This is a genomic window from Enterococcus durans, from assembly GCF_002277935.1.
Lineage (GTDB): Bacteria > Bacillota > Bacilli > Lactobacillales > Enterococcaceae > Enterococcus_B > Enterococcus_B durans.
The window spans coordinates 415,567-435,444 of record NZ_CP022930.1 but is presented as its reverse complement, the minus strand read 5'-3'; the positions used below and the strand labels follow the sequence as shown (position 1 = coordinate 435,444).

15 protein-coding genes, 3 tRNA genes, 3 rRNA genes and 1 pseudogene are annotated in these 19,878 nt (G+C 40.2%); 16 read left to right on the top strand and 6 right to left on the bottom strand.

Features of this window, described 5'->3' with window-relative positions:
- The first annotated feature begins 5 nt into the window (after nt 1-5).
- A complete protein-coding gene (locus tag CJZ72_RS02155; RefSeq protein ID WP_081135779.1) occupies nt 6-770 on the top strand; it encodes a TIGR01457 family HAD-type hydrolase in 765 nt (254 codons plus the stop codon).
- A gap of 1 nt (nt 771) precedes the next feature.
- Nucleotides 772-1,416, top strand: a complete 645-nt coding sequence (locus CJZ72_RS02150) for a TIGR01906 family membrane protein (protein ID WP_081135782.1) — start codon at nt 772-774, stop codon at nt 1,414-1,416.
- A gap of 93 nt (nt 1,417-1,509) precedes the next feature.
- On the opposite strand, the gene CJZ72_RS02145 is transcribed toward CJZ72_RS02150, so the two are convergent.
- Nucleotides 1,510-2,019 (bottom strand): phosphatidylglycerophosphatase A family protein, encoded by a 510-nt coding sequence (locus CJZ72_RS02145; RefSeq protein WP_005876714.1) that lies wholly within the window; start codon nt 2,017-2,019, stop codon nt 1,510-1,512.
- 120 nt (nt 2,020-2,139) lie between these two features.
- Nucleotides 2,140-3,138 carry an NAD(P)/FAD-dependent oxidoreductase gene (locus CJZ72_RS02140; RefSeq protein WP_081135785.1) on the bottom strand — a complete coding sequence of 333 codons (999 nt, stop codon included), beginning with the start codon at nt 3,136-3,138 and terminating at the stop codon, nt 2,140-2,142.
- 371 nt (nt 3,139-3,509) lie between these two features.
- Here CJZ72_RS02140 and CJZ72_RS02135 point away from each other — a divergent pair, with 371 nt between their 5' ends.
- Nucleotides 3,510-4,094, top strand: coding sequence for a peptidylprolyl isomerase (locus tag CJZ72_RS02135; protein WP_005876718.1), 585 nt, complete (start codon nt 3,510-3,512; stop codon nt 4,092-4,094).
- Nucleotides 4,095-4,137: 43 nt separating this feature from the next.
- Here CJZ72_RS02135 and CJZ72_RS02130 read toward each other — a convergent pair whose 3' ends face one another.
- Nucleotides 4,138-5,304 (bottom strand): MalY/PatB family protein, encoded by a 1,167-nt coding sequence (locus CJZ72_RS02130; RefSeq protein ID WP_005876720.1) that lies wholly within the window; start codon nt 5,302-5,304, stop codon nt 4,138-4,140.
- A gap of 88 nt (nt 5,305-5,392) precedes the next feature.
- Between CJZ72_RS02130 and CJZ72_RS02125 the strand changes: the two genes are divergently transcribed.
- Nucleotides 5,393-5,773, top strand: a complete 381-nt coding sequence (locus CJZ72_RS02125; protein ID WP_081135787.1) for a CvfD/Ygs/GSP13 family RNA-binding post-transcriptional regulator — start codon at nt 5,393-5,395, stop codon at nt 5,771-5,773.
- Nucleotides 5,774-5,846: 73 nt separating this feature from the next.
- Complete coding sequence (locus CJZ72_RS02120) at nt 5,847-6,209, top strand: hypothetical protein (protein ID WP_005876724.1); 363 nt, start codon at nt 5,847-5,849, stop codon at nt 6,207-6,209.
- Between the two features lie 120 nt (nt 6,210-6,329).
- On the opposite strand, the gene CJZ72_RS02115 is transcribed toward CJZ72_RS02120, so the two are convergent.
- A complete protein-coding gene (locus CJZ72_RS02115; RefSeq protein ID WP_095443582.1) occupies nt 6,330-7,625 on the bottom strand; it encodes an ISL3 family transposase in 1,296 nt (431 codons plus the stop codon).
- Nucleotides 7,626-8,396: 771 nt separating this feature from the next.
- On the opposite strand from CJZ72_RS02115, the gene CJZ72_RS02110 reads away from it, so the two are divergent.
- The 5 genes from CJZ72_RS02110 to CJZ72_RS02090 all read left to right on the top strand — a co-directional run bounded on the left by CJZ72_RS02110 (nt 8,397) and on the right by CJZ72_RS02090 (nt 14,008).
- Nucleotides 8,397-9,956, top strand: a 16S ribosomal RNA gene (locus CJZ72_RS02110).
- Between the two features lie 277 nt (nt 9,957-10,233).
- A 23S ribosomal RNA gene (locus CJZ72_RS02105) occupies nt 10,234-13,147 on the top strand.
- Nucleotides 13,148-13,240: 93 nt separating this feature from the next.
- Nucleotides 13,241-13,356 (top strand): 5S ribosomal RNA (gene rrf / locus CJZ72_RS02100).
- Together the 16S, 23S and 5S rRNA genes with 1 tRNA gene alongside form the textbook arrangement of a ribosomal RNA operon.
- 9 nt (nt 13,357-13,365) lie before the next feature.
- Nucleotides 13,366-13,439, top strand: a tRNA-Asn gene (locus CJZ72_RS02095).
- A 218-nt stretch (nt 13,440-13,657) separates the two neighbouring features.
- Nucleotides 13,658-14,008 carry an iron-sulfur cluster biosynthesis family protein gene (locus tag CJZ72_RS02090; RefSeq protein ID WP_005880598.1) on the top strand — a complete coding sequence of 117 codons (351 nt, stop codon included), beginning with the start codon at nt 13,658-13,660 and terminating at the stop codon, nt 14,006-14,008.
- A gap of 303 nt (nt 14,009-14,311) precedes the next feature.
- Here the strand turns inward: CJZ72_RS02090 and CJZ72_RS02085 are convergent.
- Nucleotides 14,312-14,384: transfer RNA gene (locus tag CJZ72_RS02085), tRNA-Thr, on the bottom strand.
- Between the two features lie 212 nt (nt 14,385-14,596).
- On the opposite strand from CJZ72_RS02085, the gene CJZ72_RS02080 reads away from it, so the two are divergent.
- The 4 genes from CJZ72_RS02080 (at nt 14,597) to CJZ72_RS02065 (ending at nt 16,708) form a co-directional block, all read left to right on the top strand.
- Nucleotides 14,597-14,670 (top strand) — tRNA-Asn (locus tag CJZ72_RS02080).
- A gap of 249 nt (nt 14,671-14,919) precedes the next feature.
- Nucleotides 14,920-15,540 carry a hydrolase gene (locus CJZ72_RS02075; RefSeq protein WP_081135350.1) on the top strand — a complete coding sequence of 207 codons (621 nt, stop codon included), beginning with the start codon at nt 14,920-14,922 and terminating at the stop codon, nt 15,538-15,540.
- A 9-nt stretch (nt 15,541-15,549) separates the two neighbouring features.
- On the top strand, nt 15,550-15,921 hold the full coding sequence (locus CJZ72_RS02070; protein ID WP_081135347.1) for a hypothetical protein: 372 nt from the start codon (nt 15,550-15,552) through the stop codon (nt 15,919-15,921).
- Between the two features lie 13 nt (nt 15,922-15,934).
- Nucleotides 15,935-16,708: an alpha/beta hydrolase gene (locus tag CJZ72_RS02065; protein ID WP_081135345.1), complete on the top strand. Its 774-nt coding sequence runs from the start codon at nt 15,935-15,937 to the stop codon at nt 16,706-16,708.
- Nucleotides 16,709-17,131: 423 nt separating this feature from the next.
- On the opposite strand, the pseudogene CJZ72_RS15195 reads toward CJZ72_RS02065, so the two are convergent.
- A pseudogene (locus CJZ72_RS15195) lies at nt 17,132-17,250 on the bottom strand (DUF3788 family protein); the annotation flags it as partial.
- A 224-nt stretch (nt 17,251-17,474) separates the two neighbouring features.
- Here CJZ72_RS15195 and CJZ72_RS02055 point away from each other — a divergent pair.
- Both CJZ72_RS02055 and CJZ72_RS02050 read left to right on the top strand, forming a co-directional pair.
- Nucleotides 17,475-18,803, top strand: coding sequence for a C1 family peptidase (locus CJZ72_RS02055; RefSeq protein ID WP_095443581.1), 1,329 nt, complete (start codon nt 17,475-17,477; stop codon nt 18,801-18,803).
- A 229-nt stretch (nt 18,804-19,032) separates the two neighbouring features.
- The gene (locus tag CJZ72_RS02050; RefSeq protein WP_095443580.1) at nt 19,033-19,863 is read left to right on the top strand and encodes a fructosamine kinase family protein; all 831 of its coding nucleotides are present in this window, start codon (nt 19,033-19,035) and stop codon (nt 19,861-19,863) included.
- The last annotated feature ends 15 nt before the right edge of the window (nt 19,864-19,878 follow it).

The window sequence follows — 19,878 nt, the reverse complement described above, 5'->3', positions numbered from 1 at the left end:
AAGAGATGAGTTATAAAGGATACTTGATTGATTTAGATGGAACAATTTATCGCGGAACAGAGCCGATCCCAGCAGGTAAACGTTTTGTGGAAGAGTTGCAAAAAAGAAACCTACCGTTTATTTTTGTGACCAACAATACAACTAAGAGCCCAGAAACAGTCGCCAACCGATTAGCAAATGAATTTGATATCCACGTTGAACCAAAAACTGTTTATACAGCTACACTTGCGACAATCGATTATATGAAAGCTGACAACAAGGGCAATAAAGTATATGTGATCGGCGAAGCTGGTCTGATCGATTTGATTTTAGAATCAGGTTTCGAGTGGGAGGAAGCAGATCCGGATTATGTTGTTGTTGGTCTAGATAATTATTTAACTTATGAGAAGGTTGTGAAAGCAACTTTAGCTATTCAAAAGGGTGCGACTTTTATTGGAACGAATCCAGATAAAAATATCCCAACAGAACGCGGGTTGCTACCGGGAGCTGGTTCTGTGATCTCTTTTGTTGAAACAGCTACACAGACACCACCCATTTACATTGGCAAACCTGAAGCGATTATCATGGATAAAGCAGTGGAGCAGTTGGGACTGAAAAAAGAAGAAGTAGTCATGGTTGGGGATAATTATGAAACAGATATTCAAGCAGGTATCCGTAATGGTATCGATACGCTATTAGTGTTATCTGGTTTTACGAAGAAAGAGGATATTCCCAATTTGCCGATTCCGGCTACGCATGTCTTGGATTCTTTAGACGACTGGAGTTTCTAATATGAAAAATAAGAGATGGATCTGGGGAGAATATGCTGGAATAATCAGCTTGTTCCTCCTGTTGATCAGTTTAGCTATTGCTATAACCATCAACTTTCGCCCATTGTATGTGTTTGATATCGATCATTTGAATATCCTAAGATATACAACGCTTGATCAGGATACATTGTTAAAGAACTTTGATCATTTGATGGGATATTTGAATAATCCGTTTGAAAAAGGATTAAGATTACCTGATTTTCCAGTATCAGCAAGTGGTGCGCATCACTTTTTCGAAGTCAAACGGCTTTTTCTGATCGATTATCTTGTCTTGGCCGTTACGTTGATACCTAGTATTTATTTTCTTGTTTACTTGAAGAAAAATAAACGATTTTGGCGTTTGATCCGCCCATTCCAGATTGGCATGTTCATACCGATCGTCTTAGGTTTTTTCATGGCGATAGGATTCGATCGTTTCTTCATTCTTTTTCATGAAACCATTTTTAATAATGAAGACTGGCTATTCAATCCAGCTACTGATCCAATCATCAATGTATTGCCAGAACAGTTTTTTATGCATAGTTTTATTTTGTTTTTTGTTTTAATTGAACTGTTTTTTGCATTGTTCATTTTTATTGGAAAAAGAGAATTAAAAAAAGAAAAATAAAAAGGAAGGACTCACACAACGTATAGACGTTAGTAGAGTTCCTTCCTTTTTTCGATCAAGTTTCAGCTTTCATTTATTTCGTATAGATTTGTATTATTGAGTTAATCGGCTCCGCTTTTCTGGTTCTTGATGCGCGAGACGACTAGCAGCAGAAGCAGCAATCGCTCCCACGATATCATCTAAAAATGTATGCACGTTTTTTCCATCATGACTGTTTAATTTTTTTAGGATACCAGGTTTTACTTTGTCGATGTAGCCATAGTTCGTAAAACCAATCGTTCCGTAGACATTCACGATCGATAACGCTAATATTTCATCTATCCCATACAGTCCTTCATCATCTTCAATAATATGTTGTAAAGGAGCCATCAATTTGTTTTCTTCAGCTAAGATATCCAATTGAACACCTGTGATAATCGCGTTATGCACTTCCCGTTTCGTTAAAACAGCATTGATGCTTTCGATGCAATCCGCCAAAGTAAGATCAGAGATATAATCTTTTTGTAAAAACATCACTAATTCTGCAATGTCAGCTGTTTCTACGCCACGCTCTTTCAATAGATCCCGTGCTTTTTCTTCTAAAGTTTCAGTTTTTATAACCATGTTGTTCCTCCTTTTTTACCATTTTCTATCGAGTTAATGGTAGCTCATTCGGATGAAAAAGTAAAAAATGATCATTTGAGATAGCCCTGTCAGGTTGTACTCATATCATCTGAAAAATAGTTATTTTCTTCGCATCGTGTTGTCATATAGACTTGTACTATGCCCAGGTTGTGCCCGCTCTTTAGGATTGATGAAATGTAGCGCATTGTTAACAGCAGTTGGAGCTTCACCAAAACCAGTCGCAATCAACTTTACTTTCCCATCATAAGAGCAGATATCTCCCGCCGCATAGATACCGGGAACAGAAGTAGACATATCGGAATTTACAGCAATAGCATTTCTTGAGCTTTCGAGCCCCCACGTAGCGAGATGTTCGAGATTCGATGTAAATCCGTAATTAACAATTAAGGAATCAACCATCAAATCGATTGTTTCATCACTCTTGACCATCTGCAAACGGATATCTGTTAATTCACCATTTTCGCCAGACAAACTCTCGATAAGATAGGGAGTCAATAGATTGACAGAAGAAGACTTTAATAGGTTCACACTATGTTCATGGCCTCTAAATTCTGGACGCCGATGGATCAAATAAACTTCACTTGCGATGGGTTCAAGCATCAAAGCCCAGTCAATTGCGGAGTCGCCGCCACCAGCAATTGCGACTTTTTTTCCTGCATATTTCATCAAATCATTTACAAAATAATCAATGCCATGGTTTTCATAAGTGGCTGCATCAGGTAAATTCAATTTTCTAGGTTGAAAAGAGCCATTCCCCAAAGTTAAAATTACTGCTTTAGAATAATGGATTCCTTTTGTTGTAGTAATTTCAATGATATCTTCATCCTTCGTGATTGAAAGAACTTCTTCATTTAATTGAAAGGTATGATTGAACGTTGTCAATTGCTTTTCAAGATTTCCTACCAGTTCACTCGCTTTGATTGCCGGGTACCCAGGAATGTCATAGATATATTTTTCAGGGTAAAGTGTCGATAATTGCCCTCCTAATTGAGGTAAACTATCAATAATCTTTGTTTTCGCTTGTCGCATACCTGCGTAGAAGGCTGCAAACATACCTACTGGACCAGCACCAATAATTGTAATATCGTAGATTTCCATAAAATGATTCCTCCCCATAGTCACACTATAGCAGAATTTAATTGAGAATTCTTCTCAAATAGATTAACCGTTAAAAATAAATGAATTTGAAAACAGCAATAAAAATTTTTCTCGCTTATTGAGAGAATTATTCGTTCAGTTAGAGATGTGATATTTACGAATACTAGTGCTTCGAGTATGATACTTGTTTCGAGGATAAGACCCGCTTATAAGCAAATAGCAGATAAGTATCCACATTTCAGGAAAAGGTATATAATCGTTTTAAACTATGGAATCTAGTCTTTTGATTTTTCTTGTGTTTCATTTAACAGTGACTAGATAGAATATGTTATTATTGCATTTGTAGTAATAAACATTAGGAGGAAAATACTATGGCATTCCCACAATTGAATCTAGCAAATGAGAAGGGTCCAAAAGCAGTTATTAAAACCAATCGAGGAGAAATCACGGTACAATTATTTCCTGAATTAGCACCAAAAACTGTCAAAAACTTTATCGAATTAGCTAAAAAAGGATACTATGACGGTGTAATCTTCCACCGTGTTATTCCAGACTTTATGATCCAAGGTGGCGATCCAACTGGAACAGGCATGGGTGGCGAAAGTATCTATGGTGAAAGTTTCGAGGATGAATTCAGCCGCGAGCTATTCAATCTACGTGGCGCTTTATCTATGGCAAACTCAGGACCAAATACGAACGGTAGTCAATTCTTTATCGTAAATAATGAAAATGTACCTGCAAATATGCTTGGTCAATTAGAAGGGGCAGGTTTCCCTGCTGAAATCATCGAAGCGTATAAAAAAGGTGGTACACCATGGCTTGATTTCCGTCATACTGTTTTTGGACATGTCGTTGACGGCATGAACACAGTGGATGAAATCGCAAATGCGCAACGTGGCCCACAAGATCGACCTGTTCACGATGTTGTAATTGAAACAATTGAGATTTCAGAATAAGAATAAAAAGTCGAAGCAGCGTTACGCTGCTTCGACTTTTTTATTAGGCAAATGTTTTTTTGATTCGTTCCAATCCATCCAACAACACTTCTTTAGGGCATGCAAGATTTAAACGCATATGCGAGTGGCCAGCAGGTCCAAAAGTAATTCCAGGGTTCAATACTACTTTTCCTTTTGTTACCAGTAACTGTTCTAGAGTTTGGTCGTCCTCTTCATAAGCAGAAAAATCCAACCACATCAAATAGGTTCCTTCAGGTATCATCACGCGTACTCCAGGCAAGTTTTCTTTGAAATAATCTTGGGCTAATTCTGCATTGTTTTTTAAATAAGGGAGAAGTTTGCTTAGCCAATCCGAACCAGTATCGTAAGCTGCCTTGGTACCGATCAAGCCGAATGTATTCACCTCATGCTGTTGATTCATCACGAGTTTCTTTTCAAACGCTGCTTTTAACGTTGGATTTTTTATAAATACCATTGAATTTTTGATCGCTGCTAAGTTAAATGTTTTTGTAGCAGAAGTGAAAACGACCAAAGAATCATTTAAAGATTCATCAATAGTAAGCATTGAAGTAAATGTATGAGGAGCAAAAACTAAATCTTGATGGATTTCATCGCTAAAAAGCAGAACATCATGTTTTAAGCAAAGAGCGGCTACTTTAATCAATTCTTCTCTCGTCCATACGCGACCACCGGGGTTATGTGGATTGCAAAGGATCATTACTTTCACGTTTTCGGTAATCATTTTTTCTTCCATATCCTCAAAATCCATCATAAATTTATGGTCTTTTTCTATCAATTTACTCCGTACGAGTTGTCGTTGGTTATTTTCCACAATAGATGCAAATGGAGGATAGACGGGATCGTGGATCAAGATACGATCGCCTACTTCAGTAAATGTCTGGATAGCAACCGCTAAACTAGCTAATACCCCACTAGTGAAGGTAATATTTTCTTTGGCTAAAGAGACATCGTGCTGCTCTTTCTCCCAATCAATCACAGCTTGATACAATTCGTCGCTGATGATCGAATACCCGAAAAGACCATGTGAAACGTACTTTTCAAATGCCTGTTTTACACTGGTAGGAGACAAAAAGTCCATGTCTGCAACCCATAATGGTAACAGATCGTTCGCATGATAAGTTTGCGCTATCGAATCCCATTTGACGCTTTCCGTATTTCTTCTTGCAATTTTTTTATCAAATTCATTCATTTGATGGCCCCCATTTTTTGATTCTTCTCAGAACTTCTTTTTTTCTAACATTTACAGTATAATGATAAATGCGAAGAGAGGGAAGTACATGACATATAAAATTGGACAAATAATCAAAGGAAAAATAACTGGAATACAGCCTTATGGCGCATTTGTGTCTTTAGACGAAGAAACGCAAGGGTTGATCCACGTTTCAGAAGTACAGTCAGGTTATACAAAAAGTATTCATAGCTTGTTAAAAGTCGGCCAACCAGTAACGGTTCAGATCATTGATATTGATGAATATTCAAAAAAAATCAGTTTGTCATTGCGTACATTAGAGAAAAAAAGCCCCGTGATTCCGTATCGAAGAAAGAGATATTTTACAAATAAAAACAAAAAAATTGGGTTTGCGACCATTGCAGAGCAACTTCCTATCTGGGTAAGTGAAGCTTTGGTGGAATTAGAACAGAAAGAAAATAAGAAATAAAAAGTGTATTTTTTCTGAAAATGTGCTAGAATTTTTACGTAAGCCATAGAACAAATTGATCGAGGTGGAAATTTTGGCAAGCAAAAGAGTCGCTGGAACAATCATGTTGCATTTGGAGGATGGATCGAAAAAGTTTTTAGTCCATTCAGTTGATGATAAACTGGAGTTTGCGTTAGCAGAACTTTCAGAGGAAAAGACTGGTTTAGCAAACATACTTAGCTTTTTGAAAGAAATTGTTCATATTGATGTTAGTAAGATTGACTTGATGGAGTTGACGAATACACATATTAACCATGAGAATATCCCATTATTTGTTTTTGAAACAGAGCAAAAGAGCCAAAGTGAAAAATTAGGCGAAGGATATCTTTGGGAAGACTCAGGTCAAATGCGTTCTGTTCTTGGAACTTACGAAGTTGAAGGGGTTCCTTTCTTTTGATGTAATAGTTGAAACTAAAAGAAACTTGAATTTATGGCTCTTTGTCAAATGATGTTGGTAAAGAGAAATCTTAGAATAATTTGGACAGAACAGAAAGAAGAAACCCTCTTTCTGTTCTGTTTATTTGGTTAAAAATGTTTTGCCATGACGAATCATGATCCGTAGTTTGAAATTGTAAAAGTTGCGAAAGCCGTACGCATTGCGTTTTAATACTTTGATGTGGTTGTTTAAACATTCTAATGGTCCGTTTGAATAGCTGTAGTGAAGCGCATTTTGGATCTGTGGCAGAAAATTTTTAAACGTTCGTAAAGTGGTTGTATAGGTTTCAGGCAGACCGCTAATGTCTCTAGTTAAACAATCCTCAAATAGTGACTGATCTCTTTTCTTTACCGCATAAAGAATGTCTTGGTATAACTGATAGCCTTGGCGTAAGTTGGGACAAGCAGCTAACAGTCGATCGACAATCTCACTTTCAGTCAAATAATCTTTAAAACTGGCACGCCAAACCCGTTTTTCATAGTTTAACTTTGCTTCTTCTTTTTGTAGGAGTTTCCAATAACGTTTCATTTTTTTCCCTAGTCCTCGTTGAGACTGAGAAGATCCTTTAAGTCGTACAGTGGTTTCTTTCACTCGGTGATTCAAGAAAGTTCTGCCAATATGTTGGACGATGTGGAAACGGTCGATGATCAACTGAGCATTCGGGAAAAGCTTTTTCACCAACGAAACATAAGGCGCATACATATCAATAACAATCAATTGAACGGCTTCACGAGTCGCTAATGAAAACCGAGAAAAATAGCGTTCTAAATAAGGCAAGCGTCGATTTTCGACAATATCCAATAATGCATGGCTTTGTCCGTCCATCATGATAAAACTCATTGCACTGGCAACACTTCGAACCGATTTGAATTCATCAAAGCATAAGACCTTTGGCAAAGTCTGTTTGAAAGGATTCAATGGGCGGTAGAATCGCTTCATGACACGATAGACCGAAGAAGTGGAAATATTTTTCTGACGAGCGATTTCCGTCATGGAAGTATTCTCTTTTAAGCGAGCAATAACAGACCAACGAACTTTTTGAGTAATGAAACAGTGTTTTTCAGCAACAGAGGTATCCGCTACGAATGTTCTTTGGCAAGACTTACATTTAAATCGTTGTTTCTTCAACTCCAGATAAGTGCGATACTCAGACACATCATTCAGTAACAACCGAACGGTTGTCGTCCCCCAACGAATGATCCTAGAGGGGACGACACAAAGACAATGGGGACACTCTTCTGGCTTGTACAGAAGAGTTCCTTTGTAAATCAAGCAAATTTGCCCTTTATATTTTTCTTTAGTTAAACAATTTTCCTCGAAATAGATATTTAGGTCTAGAATATTTAGGGTATCTTTGATAAGCTGAGTATGAGACATCTTGAATCCTCCTATGAATTGGTAGCCAAATTAATTCTAAAGGATTTCAGGGTGTCTTTTCTATATTTTTTTATACAAAAAAGATGTTGGCGAAGTTCACCAACATCAAAAAGTATAGAGCCGAATTTATTTCAAGTTTCTTTTTTCTACTCATTTTAGGCTGGATTGGCATGAATGTTAAGTAAATTCTTGTTGTTTTCTGGAAATATATCAGATAGCGCCAGTACTTTTGTGTAAAAGACGAATAATTGCTTTTTGAACCGACCATCTGGGACAAAATTAGACTAAAAATTACTATTGACGCTTGCTGTCTTACATGGTAAATTTAACAACGTTGATTTGAGAAAAATGGCTTTGATTATTTTCTAAAAGAAACTTTAAAAAAAATTCTTGACGTGTGGGTGACCGCATGATAAGATAACTAAGTCGTTTTAAAAGAACCTATTGAAAAGCTTGATCTAATCAAGAAAAACTTCAAAAAAAGTTCTTGACGAATAACGAAAGATAAGTTATGATATACGAGTTGCTGAAAGATTTCTAAAAAATGAAATCGAAAATAACTTTTAAAAAGCAGTTGACATTCACTTGTCACTCTGATATGATATAAAAGTTGCTACGGCAATTCAAGTAGACCTTTGAAAACTGAACAAAGTAAGACAAACCAAATGTGTAGGGCGTCTTGATTGATTCAAGACAACAAACATTTTTAACAAGCAAGCAATATGCTAGCAAACAAATTGAGCTTAACAATCGCAAGATTGTTCTAACTTTTATTATGAGAGTTTGATCCTGGCTCAGGACGAACGCTGGCGGCGTGCCTAATACATGCAAGTCGTACGCTTCTTTTTCCACCGGAGCTTGCTCCACCGGAAAAAGAAGAGTGGCGAACGGGTGAGTAACACGTGGGTAACCTGCCCATCAGAAGGGGATAACACTTGGAAACAGGTGCTAATACCGTATAACAATCGAAACCGCATGGTTTTGATTTGAAAGGCGCTTTCGGGTGTCGCTGATGGATGGACCCGCGGTGCATTAGCTAGTTGGTGAGGTAACGGCTCACCAAGGCCACGATGCATAGCCGACCTGAGAGGGTGATCGGCCACATTGGGACTGAGACACGGCCCAAACTCCTACGGGAGGCAGCAGTAGGGAATCTTCGGCAATGGACGAAAGTCTGACCGAGCAACGCCGCGTGAGTGAAGAAGGTTTTCGGATCGTAAAACTCTGTTGTTAGAGAAGAACAAGGATGAGAGTAACTGTTCATCCCTTGACGGTATCTAACCAGAAAGCCACGGCTAACTACGTGCCAGCAGCCGCGGTAATACGTAGGTGGCAAGCGTTGTCCGGATTTATTGGGCGTAAAGCGAGCGCAGGCGGTTTCTTAAGTCTGATGTGAAAGCCCCCGGCTCAACCGGGGAGGGTCATTGGAAACTGGGAGACTTGAGTGCAGAAGAGGAGAGTGGAATTCCATGTGTAGCGGTGAAATGCGTAGATATATGGAGGAACACCAGTGGCGAAGGCGGCTCTCTGGTCTGTAACTGACGCTGAGGCTCGAAAGCGTGGGGAGCAAACAGGATTAGATACCCTGGTAGTCCACGCCGTAAACGATGAGTGCTAAGTGTTGGAGGGTTTCCGCCCTTCAGTGCTGCAGCTAACGCATTAAGCACTCCGCCTGGGGAGTACGACCGCAAGGTTGAAACTCAAAGGAATTGACGGGGGCCCGCACAAGCGGTGGAGCATGTGGTTTAATTCGAAGCAACGCGAAGAACCTTACCAGGTCTTGACATCCTTTGACCACTCTAGAGATAGAGCTTCCCCTTCGGGGGCAAAGTGACAGGTGGTGCATGGTTGTCGTCAGCTCGTGTCGTGAGATGTTGGGTTAAGTCCCGCAACGAGCGCAACCCTTATTGTTAGTTGCCATCATTCAGTTGGGCACTCTAGCAAGACTGCCGGTGACAAACCGGAGGAAGGTGGGGATGACGTCAAATCATCATGCCCCTTATGACCTGGGCTACACACGTGCTACAATGGGAAGTACAACGAGTCGCGAAGTCGCGAGGCTAAGCTAATCTCTTAAAGCTTCTCTCAGTTCGGATTGTAGGCTGCAACTCGCCTACATGAAGCCGGAATCGCTAGTAATCGCGGATCAGCACGCCGCGGTGAATACGTTCCCGGGCCTTGTACACACCGCCCGTCACACCACGAGAGTTTGTAACACCCGAAGTCGGTGAGGTAACCTTTTGGAGCCAGCCGCCTAAGGTGGGATAGATGATTGGGGTGAAGTCGTAACAAGGTAGCCGTATCGGAAGGTGCGGCTGGATCACCTCCTTTCTAAGGAATATTACGGAGACTACACTGGTTGTTTCATACTTTGTTCAGTTTTGAGAGGTCTACTCAATAATTGAAGAGTCAGGTTATGACTTTGACATTAGAGGATACTCTCAAGAGAATACTTTGTTCATTGAAAACTGGATATTTGAAGTAAATTAAGTAATACAAACCGAGAACACCGCGTTGAATGAGTTTTTTAATAAGTTCAATTGCTTATTTTCTTGATCGGACTTCTATCGCTAGAAGAAAGATCAAAACCCAACCGTAAGGTTGATAAGGTTAAGTGAATAAGGGCGCACGGTGGATGCCTTGGCACTAGGAGCCGATGAAGGACGGGACTAACACCGATATGCTTTGGGGAGCTGTACGTAAGCTATGATCCAGAGATTTCCGAATGGGGAAACCCAACATCTTTTATAGGATGTTACGTTTGCGTGAATACATAGCGCATTCGAGGTAGACGCAGAGAACTGAAACATCTAAGTACCTGCAGGAAGAGAAAGAAAATTCGATTCCCTGAGTAGCGGCGAGCGAAACGGGAAAAGCCCAAACCAATGAGCTTGCTCATTGGGGTTGTAGGACTCCAATATGGTAGTTCTTTCAGATAATCGAATGACTTGGAAAAGTCAGTCAAAGAGGGTAAAAACCCCGTAGATGAAATTTGGAAGGCACCTAGGAGGATCCTGAGTACGGCGGAACACGAGGAATTCCGTCGGAATCCGGGAGGACCATCTCCCAAGGCTAAATACTCCCTAGTGACCGATAGTGAACCAGTACCGTGAGGGAAAGGTGAAAAGCACCCCGGAAGGGGAGTGAAATAGAACCTGAAACCGTGTGCCTACAACAAGTCAAAGCCCGTTAATGGGTGATGGCGTGCCTTTTGTAGAATGAACCGGCGAGTTACGATTGCATGCGAGGTTAAGTCGAAGAGACGGAGCCGCAGCGAAAGCGAGTCTGAATAGGGCGTTTGAGTATGTAGTCGTAGACCCGAAACCATGTGATCTACCCATGTCCAGGTTGAAGGTGCGGTAAAACGCACTGGAGGACCGAACCCACGTACGTTGAAAAGTGCGGGGATGAGGTGTGGGTAGCGGAGAAATTCCAAACGAACTTGGAGATAGCTGGTTCTCTCCGAAATAGCTTTAGGGCTAGCCTCGGATTTGAGAATGATGGAGGTAGAGCACTGTTTGGACTAGGGGCCCATCTCGGGTTACCGAATTCAGATAAACTCCGAATGCCATTCATTCATATCCGGGAGTCAGACTGTGAGTGATAAGATCCATAGTCGAAAGGGAAACAGCCCAGACCACCAGCTAAGGTCCCAAAATATATGTTAAGTGGAAAAGGATGTGGGGTTGCACAGACAACTAGGATGTTGGCTCAGAAGCAGCCACCATTTAAAGAGTGCGTAATAGCTCACTAGTCGAGTGACCCTGCGCCGAAAATGTACCGGGGCTAAACATATTACCGAAGCTGTGGAGTACACCATGAGGTGTATTGGTAGGAGAGCGTTCTAAGGGCGTTGAAGGCAGATCGTGAGGACTGCTGGAGCGCTTAGAAGTGAGAATGCCGGTATGAGTAGCGAAAGACAGGTGAGAATCCTGTCCACCGAATGACTAAGGTTTCCTGGGGAAGGCTCGTCCGCCCAGGGTTAGTCGGGACCTAAGCCGAGGCCGACAGGCGTAGGCGATGGACAACAGGTTGATATTCCTGTACTCGTTGTTTTTGTTTGAGCAATGGAGGGACGCAGGAGGCTAAGGAATGCAGACGATCGGAAATGTCTGTCCAAGCAGTAAGTCTTGATAGGAGTCAAATGCTTCTGTCTACACGGATAAGCTGTGATGGGGAGGGAAATAATAGTACCGAAGTTCCTGATGTCACACTGCCAAGAAAAGCTTCTAGTGAGAAAACAATGACCCGTACCGCAAACCGACACAGGTAGTCGAGGAGAGAATCCTAAGGTGAGCGAGAGAACTCTCGTTAAGGAACTCGGCAAAATGACCCCGTAACTTCGGGAGAAGGGGTGCTGATCTTCGATCAGCCGCAGTGAATAGGCCCAAGCGACTGTTTATCAAAAACACAGGTCTCTGCAAAATCGTAAGATGAAGTATAGGGGCTGACGCCTGCCCGGTGCTGGAAGGTTAAGAGGAGTGCTTAGCGTAAGCGAAGGTACGAATTGAAGCCCCAGTAAACGGCGGCCGTAACTATAACGGTCCTAAGGTAGCGAAATTCCTTGTCGGGTAAGTTCCGACCCGCACGAAAGGCGTAACGATTTGGGCACTGTCTCAACGAGAGACTCGGTGAAATTTTAGTACCTGTGAAGATGCAGGTTACCCGCGACAGGACGGAAAGACCCCATGGAGCTTTACTGTAGTTTGATATTGAGTGTCTGTACCGCATGTACAGGATAGGTAGGAGCCGTAGAAATCGGAACGCTAGTTTCGATGGAGGCGCTGGTGGGATACTACCCCTGCGTTATGGCCACTCTAACCCGCACCACTGATCGTGGTGGGAGACAGTGTCAGATGGGCAGTTTGACTGGGGCGGTCGCCTCCTAAAAGGTAACGGAGGCGCCCAAAGGTTCCCTCAGAATGGTTGGAAATCATTCGAAGAGTGTAAAGGCAGAAGGGAGCTTGACTGCGAGACCAACAAGTCGAGCAGGGACGAAAGTCGGGCTTAGTGATCCGGTGGTTCCGCATGGAAGGGCCATCGCTCAACGGATAAAAGCTACCCTGGGGATAACAGGCTTATCTCCCCCAAGAGTCCACATCGACGGGGAGGTTTGGCACCTCGATGTCGGCTCGTCGCATCCTGGGGCTGTAGTCGGTCCCAAGGGTTGGGCTGTTCGCCCATTAAAGCGGCACGCGAGCTGGGTTCAGAACGTCGTGAGACAGTTCGGTCCCTATCCGTCGCGGGCGTTGGAAATTTGAGAGGAGCTGTCCTTAGTACGAGAGGACCGGGATGGACTTACCGCTGGTGTACCAGTTGTTCTGCCAAGGGCATTGCTGGGTAGCTATGTAGGGAAGGGATAAACGCTGAAAGCATCTAAGTGTGAAGCCCACCTCAAGATGAGATTTCCCATTTCTTTAAGAAAGTAAGATCCCTGAGAGATGATCAGGTAGATAGGTCAGGAGTGGAAGGCCAGTGATGGTTGGAGCGGACTGATACTAATCGATCGAGGACTTAACCAAATGGTTAAAAGAAAAGAACTCGGACATTACTTAAACTTCAAATCCAGTTTTGAGTGAGCAAAATGCAAACTCAATAAAAAGATAACACCACAGTGTGGTGGCGATAGCGAGAAGGATACACCTGTAACCATGCCGAACACAGAAGTTAAGCTTCTTAGCGCCGATTGTAGTGAGGGGTTGCCCCTTGTGAGAGTAGGACGTCGCCACGCTGGTAATATTCCGGCATAGCTCAGTTGGTAGTAGCGCATGACTGTTAATCATGATGTCGTAGGTTCGAGTCCTACTGCCGGAGTAGTTAAAGCACAATAGAGTAATCTATTGTGTTTTTTTGTATTACAAGAAAATATAATTTTTAAAAGCTCACTGTTAAATGATATTGGTGAAATTCGCTAACTTCAAAAAATATAGAGCCTAAAAACGTAATTAAACGGAACAAAAGCAGAATTTTCGCTAAAAAAATTTAAATGTGCTAGCATCAACTTGTAATACATTGAAGGAGGTAATTGATAGATGTATCTAAAAATTTCTGAAAAAGCACAAGAAAGACTACAGAAGTATACTGATGAGGGTGCCACGATCATCCTTGATTTGGATGATGGTGTAGGAAAATATTCAAAGATGGGTGTTTGCTCATTGGATACTAGTTTCCGTTTACTCCTGTTAGATAAGAAACAAGAAAAAAATGATTATCCGCTCACTGTAGATAGTGACATAGGTGAAGTCTATATCAAAGACTATTCAAAAATGTATATGGATGAAGCAATGACTTTGACACTTGATCCGCGATTAGGTGTATTTAAACTTGAAAGTCCAAGTGGAACATTAGATAGTCATGTACAATTAGTTGATCTGCGACCATAAGAGATAAAAAGTTAGAATATTGGATAAAAGTCCTGACGATATTCTAGCTTTTTTAGAATGTAAAACAAACGAACGTAAAACCTATCCACTGAATCTTAAGTCAGTAAATAATATCTTGAGATTGGTGAGAAACAAGTATCAGTGAAAAGATTTTCTTCATGCAGCTAATCACTAAATCTACAAGTGGATAGTATGAAAACAAAGAGAAATAAAATAAAAAAATATTAGTGATTTTTCTAGCAGAGAACAACAAAAAAACAGCGTGAACACGCTGGTAAAACAACATGTTACGCTGTATAGATAAGCCACTTGCCGGGTTTGAACCGGCGACCTCTTCCTTACCATGGAAGCGCTCTACCAGCTGAGCTAAAGCGGCAAAAATCTTACAGATATTAGGATAACTAATATAGGTGGATTTGTCAATATTTAATTAGAGAAAACAGCTATTTTATGTTTGGAAATAAGGGACAAAATACTGTTTTTAAATAACGTATTTTTAAAAAAATTTTCCATAAAAAAATAATAGAAATTTTCAAAAAAAGTATTGCGTTATTTATCGTAACTTGCTATTATATACATGTACTTGATTCCGGCATAGCTCAGTTGGTAGTAGCGCATGACTGTTAATCATGATGTCGTAGGTTCGAGTCCTACTGCCGGAGTAATTTGACCACAGTCGCTGACTGTGGCTTTTTTTTATAGAGAAAAAATAATATTTCCATAGGTAAAAACGGTTCATTGGAGGAATTCCTTGAGCCTATTTTTTTTGCTAAAAATGGTGAACGAAAAAGCGTTTGTTTGACGAAAAAAGCTCTCGGTAAAAGAGTACTCTTTTACCGAGAGCTTTTACTGTTAGAAAATTCAAAAAAAGAGTAGATTATAGGTATCAAAAATGAAAGGTCGAATGCTTTATGACAAGTTTAAAACCACGTGATGCTGCGCAAGATGAATTATTATCTCCGGAAAATTCAGTGTTTCTGTTGATCGATTATCAACCAACCCAAGTCAATTCCATCAACTCCATGGACCGCCATCAATTAATTGAAAATGTAACAGCCGTGACGAATCTGCTGAAAGAGTACCAAGTGCCGATCATCCTTTCGACAGTCAATGTGGCAACTGGTCGCAATCAGGAAACGATTCCCCAATTAAAAAATGTGTTAGCTGATTTACCTAGCTATGACCGTACGTCAATCAATGCTTGGGAGGATGCAGAGTTTAAAGCTGCCGTTGAAGCGACTGGTCGAAAAAAATTGATTATTGCCGCATTATGGACGGAAGCTTGTTTAACTTTTCCGACCTTAGATGCTTTGCAAGCTGGTTATGAAGTGTATCCGGTGGTGGATGCAGTTGGTGGCACAAGCGTGATTGCCCATGAAACTGCTTTGCGCCGTGTGGAACAGGCGGGTGCGCAATTGACGACGTTTGCCCAACTGGCTTGTGAGATGCAACGTGATTGGAATCGAGGAAAAACTGTACCAGTCTTTGTTAAAGCAATGCAAGACAAAGGAATTTTCTTGAAATTACAGTGAGGTGGGAGAATGCTTGATGTGATTGGTTCTATCAAAAATTTACAAGAAACAACTGAGCGCCATTTTCTGCATATCAAAAATCAACATGACTTCATTCGAATCTGGGCGATTCAATTTGAAATCGCTTATACCGATTTTAGGGTCATCCAAATGGCGTTACAACTAGCTAACGAAGGGGCATTATTATCCGAATTTACGCAAGCATATCAAGCAGTTTATCAGTTTGAGTATGCTTTTGCAGAAGGTGGATTGCCAGTGTTCAACCAACAATTTGGTAAACAAATGTCGGAATATGAACATGTGAAAAATCACTTGAGAGATGTTTTAGAAAGAATCAGGCAACAACAACCTCCAGTGACTGCTGAAAATGATTTGATTTAGGAGGAGATCCAAGATGGTCCAAGAAATGATTTACGATGTGGAAAATCAACTGGCATGCGACGTGTATCAACCCAACGTGACCAAAGGAACGATTATTCTGATTCACGGTGGTGGATGGTTTCGAGGAGATAAGCAAAAAGAATCAGCCTTAGCTGAACAGCTGAGGACAATTGGTTATTTGGTTATCGCTCCTAATTATCGTTTGGCACCCAACTATCTTTATCCAGCTGCCTTGAACGATGTGTTGAAGGTTTATGATTGGTTGCTAGCAAGTGATTTGCCAGTGGAAAAGGGAAAAATTGCCGCTTTAGGATCTTCTGCTGGTGGTAATTTAGCAATCGAACTGGCTTTACAAAAGGGAATTGCTGCGGCTTCTTGGTCAGGGATTATTGATTTAGTGGATTGGGTGGCAAAACATCCAGATGTCGTAGCTGAAATGAACCAAAACCCCAATTTTGATCAACAGGAAAGTCGTCAGATCGATCAAGGGGGAACCAACGATGTTTTTTATAAGTGGTTTATATTAAATTATGTCGGTCAGGATCAAGTTTTGCTACAGCAAGCAGATCCATTGCAACGGGTCTCAGCTGAGAGTGGGCCGATCTTTTTGGCCAATTCTTTAGAAGAATTGGTACCGTTGAGTGGTGTGTACAAATTGCAACAAAGTTTGGCTGAACAAAAGGTTCCTAGTGAAAGCAAACTTATTGCTGGTAGCCAACATGGAGAGGGTTATGCCGATGAAGTTTTTGCGAATACGCTGAATTTTTTACAGGAATACTTAGGTTGAAATCGGACTAAATTGAACAATGAAAATTGCTGAGTTGATTGAATATGAGGAATGAATTCAAGTCAGAAAAAGTTTTTAAGATGATCCAGTAAAAAAGCTGATGAAGGATGAATATTTTTTCTCAGCTTTTTTCTGGATTCCAACGGAAATGTAAAATAATCACAATAGAAAAATAGCGTTACTATGTTAATGAAAATCTAGCTTCATAAACTAACTCCTTACGGTAAAATAATAGGCTATCGCTAGTCTGGGTTGCAGTATCGTTATCAGCCAAATGGTCCATTTTAGGAAGCAGAAAAAGGTGTCCAACGTTCTAGTCATATAACTTCTGCTACATATCTATGAGCATGAACCTGTGTTAAAGAATACTTTTGTAATGAGGGAATGTGGGACAAATCTAAAAATCGGTTTTGCTACAGACTCTCGAATAAACGGCGGGAGCAGAAGCAACTCCTTCGGAAATAAGCCGAAGTTCACAAAAATTTGAAAAGCATTTTCGTTCATTTCTTCTTATTTCTCAGAGTTAAACACTTCTGTCCCAGCCTCTCTCAAATAAACGGCGTCCAAAGGTCAGATTTTTCGGAAATTTCAAAAAGAGGTTGGGTCAGAAGTAAGAAACACTTTTGTCTCGACCTCTTTGTTCACAGTAGTATTCTTTGTGCCGATGAATGAAAATTCTTTGAAGAAAATGAGTTGAGAGGACATTGTAATTCAAAGAACTTAAGAGTAGAATGATAAGTACATTTTGGATTGGAAGGATGATTGGATGAAAGCTATTACTTCGGATATGACAAAAAAATTTGAACAACAGTTTCAAGCAAGCAACAAGAAACAAGCATTACAAAGAGCTGTGGTAAAAAACGGAATCACTGCTTCTGCAGAGAATGTTTCTGCACATGTGACAAATACACCTGTATTTTCTATTGATCTAGCAACAGGAAAAGTTGCGAATCAAAAGCAATCAGGACGCTGCTGGATGTTTGCAGCATTAAATACATTCCGTCATAAATTATTGAATCAGTTCAATTTAAAAGATTTTGAATTATCTCAAAACTACACATTTTTCTGGGATAAATATGAAAAAGCAAACTATTTCTATGAAAATATCATTGCTACTGGAAAAGAAGCACTGGATAGTCGAAAAGTTGCCTTTTTACTTACTACACCTCAGCAAGATGGCGGACAATGGGATATGATCGTTTCACTATTCCAAAAATATGGCGTTGTTCCTAAATCAGTGATGCCAGAGAGTGCAAATAGCTCTAATTCTCGTGAATTGAATAATTATCTAAACAAGATATTACGTAAAGATGCAGTTGCTTTGCGCAAAATGATTGCTGATGGAGAAACAAAAGAAACGATTCAAGCTAAAAAAGAAAAAATGCTAGAAAATGTCTATAATTTCTTGGCAACTTCTTTAGGTACACCTCCAAAAGAATTCGATTTTGAGTACCGTGATGAAGACAAAAATTACCACATCGATCAAAATCTTACACCACAAACATTCTATGACAAATACATTGGTGTAAAATTGGAAGACTATGTAAGTATCATCAATGCACCTACCAAAGACAAACCATTCAATCGCTCTTACACAGTTGAAATGTTAGGAAATGTCGTTGACGGAACAGAAGTAAAATACTTGAACGTTGATATGGAAACATTTAAAAAATTGGCGATCAGTCAACTGGAACAAGGAGAGTCAGTTTGGTTTGGTTGTGATGTGGGTCAATCTTCTACAAGAGATAGTGGAATCATGGCATTAGATGTTTATAGCATGGATGACCTATTTGATATTGACTTTACAATGACAAAAGCAGAAAGACTTGATTATGGAGAAAGTTTAATGACTCATGCGATGGTATTGACAGGGGTCGACATTGTTGATGGACAATCAACAAAATGGAAAGTTGAAAATAGCTGGGGTGAAAAAGTCGGAACGAATGGCTTCTTTGTGATGAGTGATGAATGGATGGACGAATACACTTATCAAATCGTCGTTCGTAAAGATTTATTGACAAAAGAACAACTAGCTGCATTTAATGAAGAACCAACTGTCTTGGCTCCATGGGATCCAATGGGCGCACTAGCTTAAATTCCAATAGATTCAACAGGAGAGGGAAAAATGTAGATTCCTTCTCCTTTTTTAGTGGGTTTCCTTCTAAAAGAGCTAAAAAAGCAGTGTGTTTTTTGAGTGGATCATTTTTTCTAGAACTAGCTGACTACATGCTGATTTCCTTCTTTTCTAATCGTCTATGGTATAATTCATATAGCATATATAAAAGCAGAAGTCTGTTTTCCTAAGCATGTAAGGAGGAGTAGAAATGGATGTACGATCGGTCTTGTCAGAAATCAAGTTAGAAGGAAAAATCATCCCAATAACTGGTGGTGATGTCAATCAAACTTATCGGATTGAGGGGCAATGTTCTTATTTTTTAAAAATTCATCCGAACATCGGTAAAGAATTTTTTGAAGTTGAAGCAGCTGGATTAAAAGAATTAGCACCTTATGTACGTGTACCAGAAACTTACATGCTAGGAGAAATACAAGATGGCGCCTACCTGTTGATGGAATGGATCGAACCAGGAGAAGGTAGCCAGGAAGAACTGGCAGCTACTTTAGCCAACCTGCATAAGGTAACTGCACCGCAATTCGGTTATCGAAAGAACAACTATTTAGGTATATTGCCCCAAATAAATACGTTTGAGGAAGATTGGTGGACGTTTTTTTTCAAAAACCGATTAGAGAGTCAAATTGCTTTGGCACAAAAAAATAATCGATGGAATCAAGTACGGCAACAAAAATTTTTAGTCTTCAAACAATATGTACTTGAAAGTTTAGCGAACAAAAAGATTGTGCCTAGCCTATTGCATGGAGACTTGTGGAGTGGTAATGTGTTCTTTGATCAGCAAGGAACACCGGTTTTCATTGATCCTGCAGTATCTTATGGTGATCGTGAGCAAGATATTGCAATGAGTCAGTTATTTGGCGGTTTTCGTCCAGAATTTTTAGAAAGTTATCAATTCACTTATCCTTTGGAAGAGTGCTGGGAAAAACGCTTACCTGTCTATCAGTTGTATTATTTATTAGCTCATCTAAATATGTTTGGAGAAACCTATGGCTCACAAGTAGAACAATTACTCGATAAAAGATAAGAGGAGGGTGTTTTT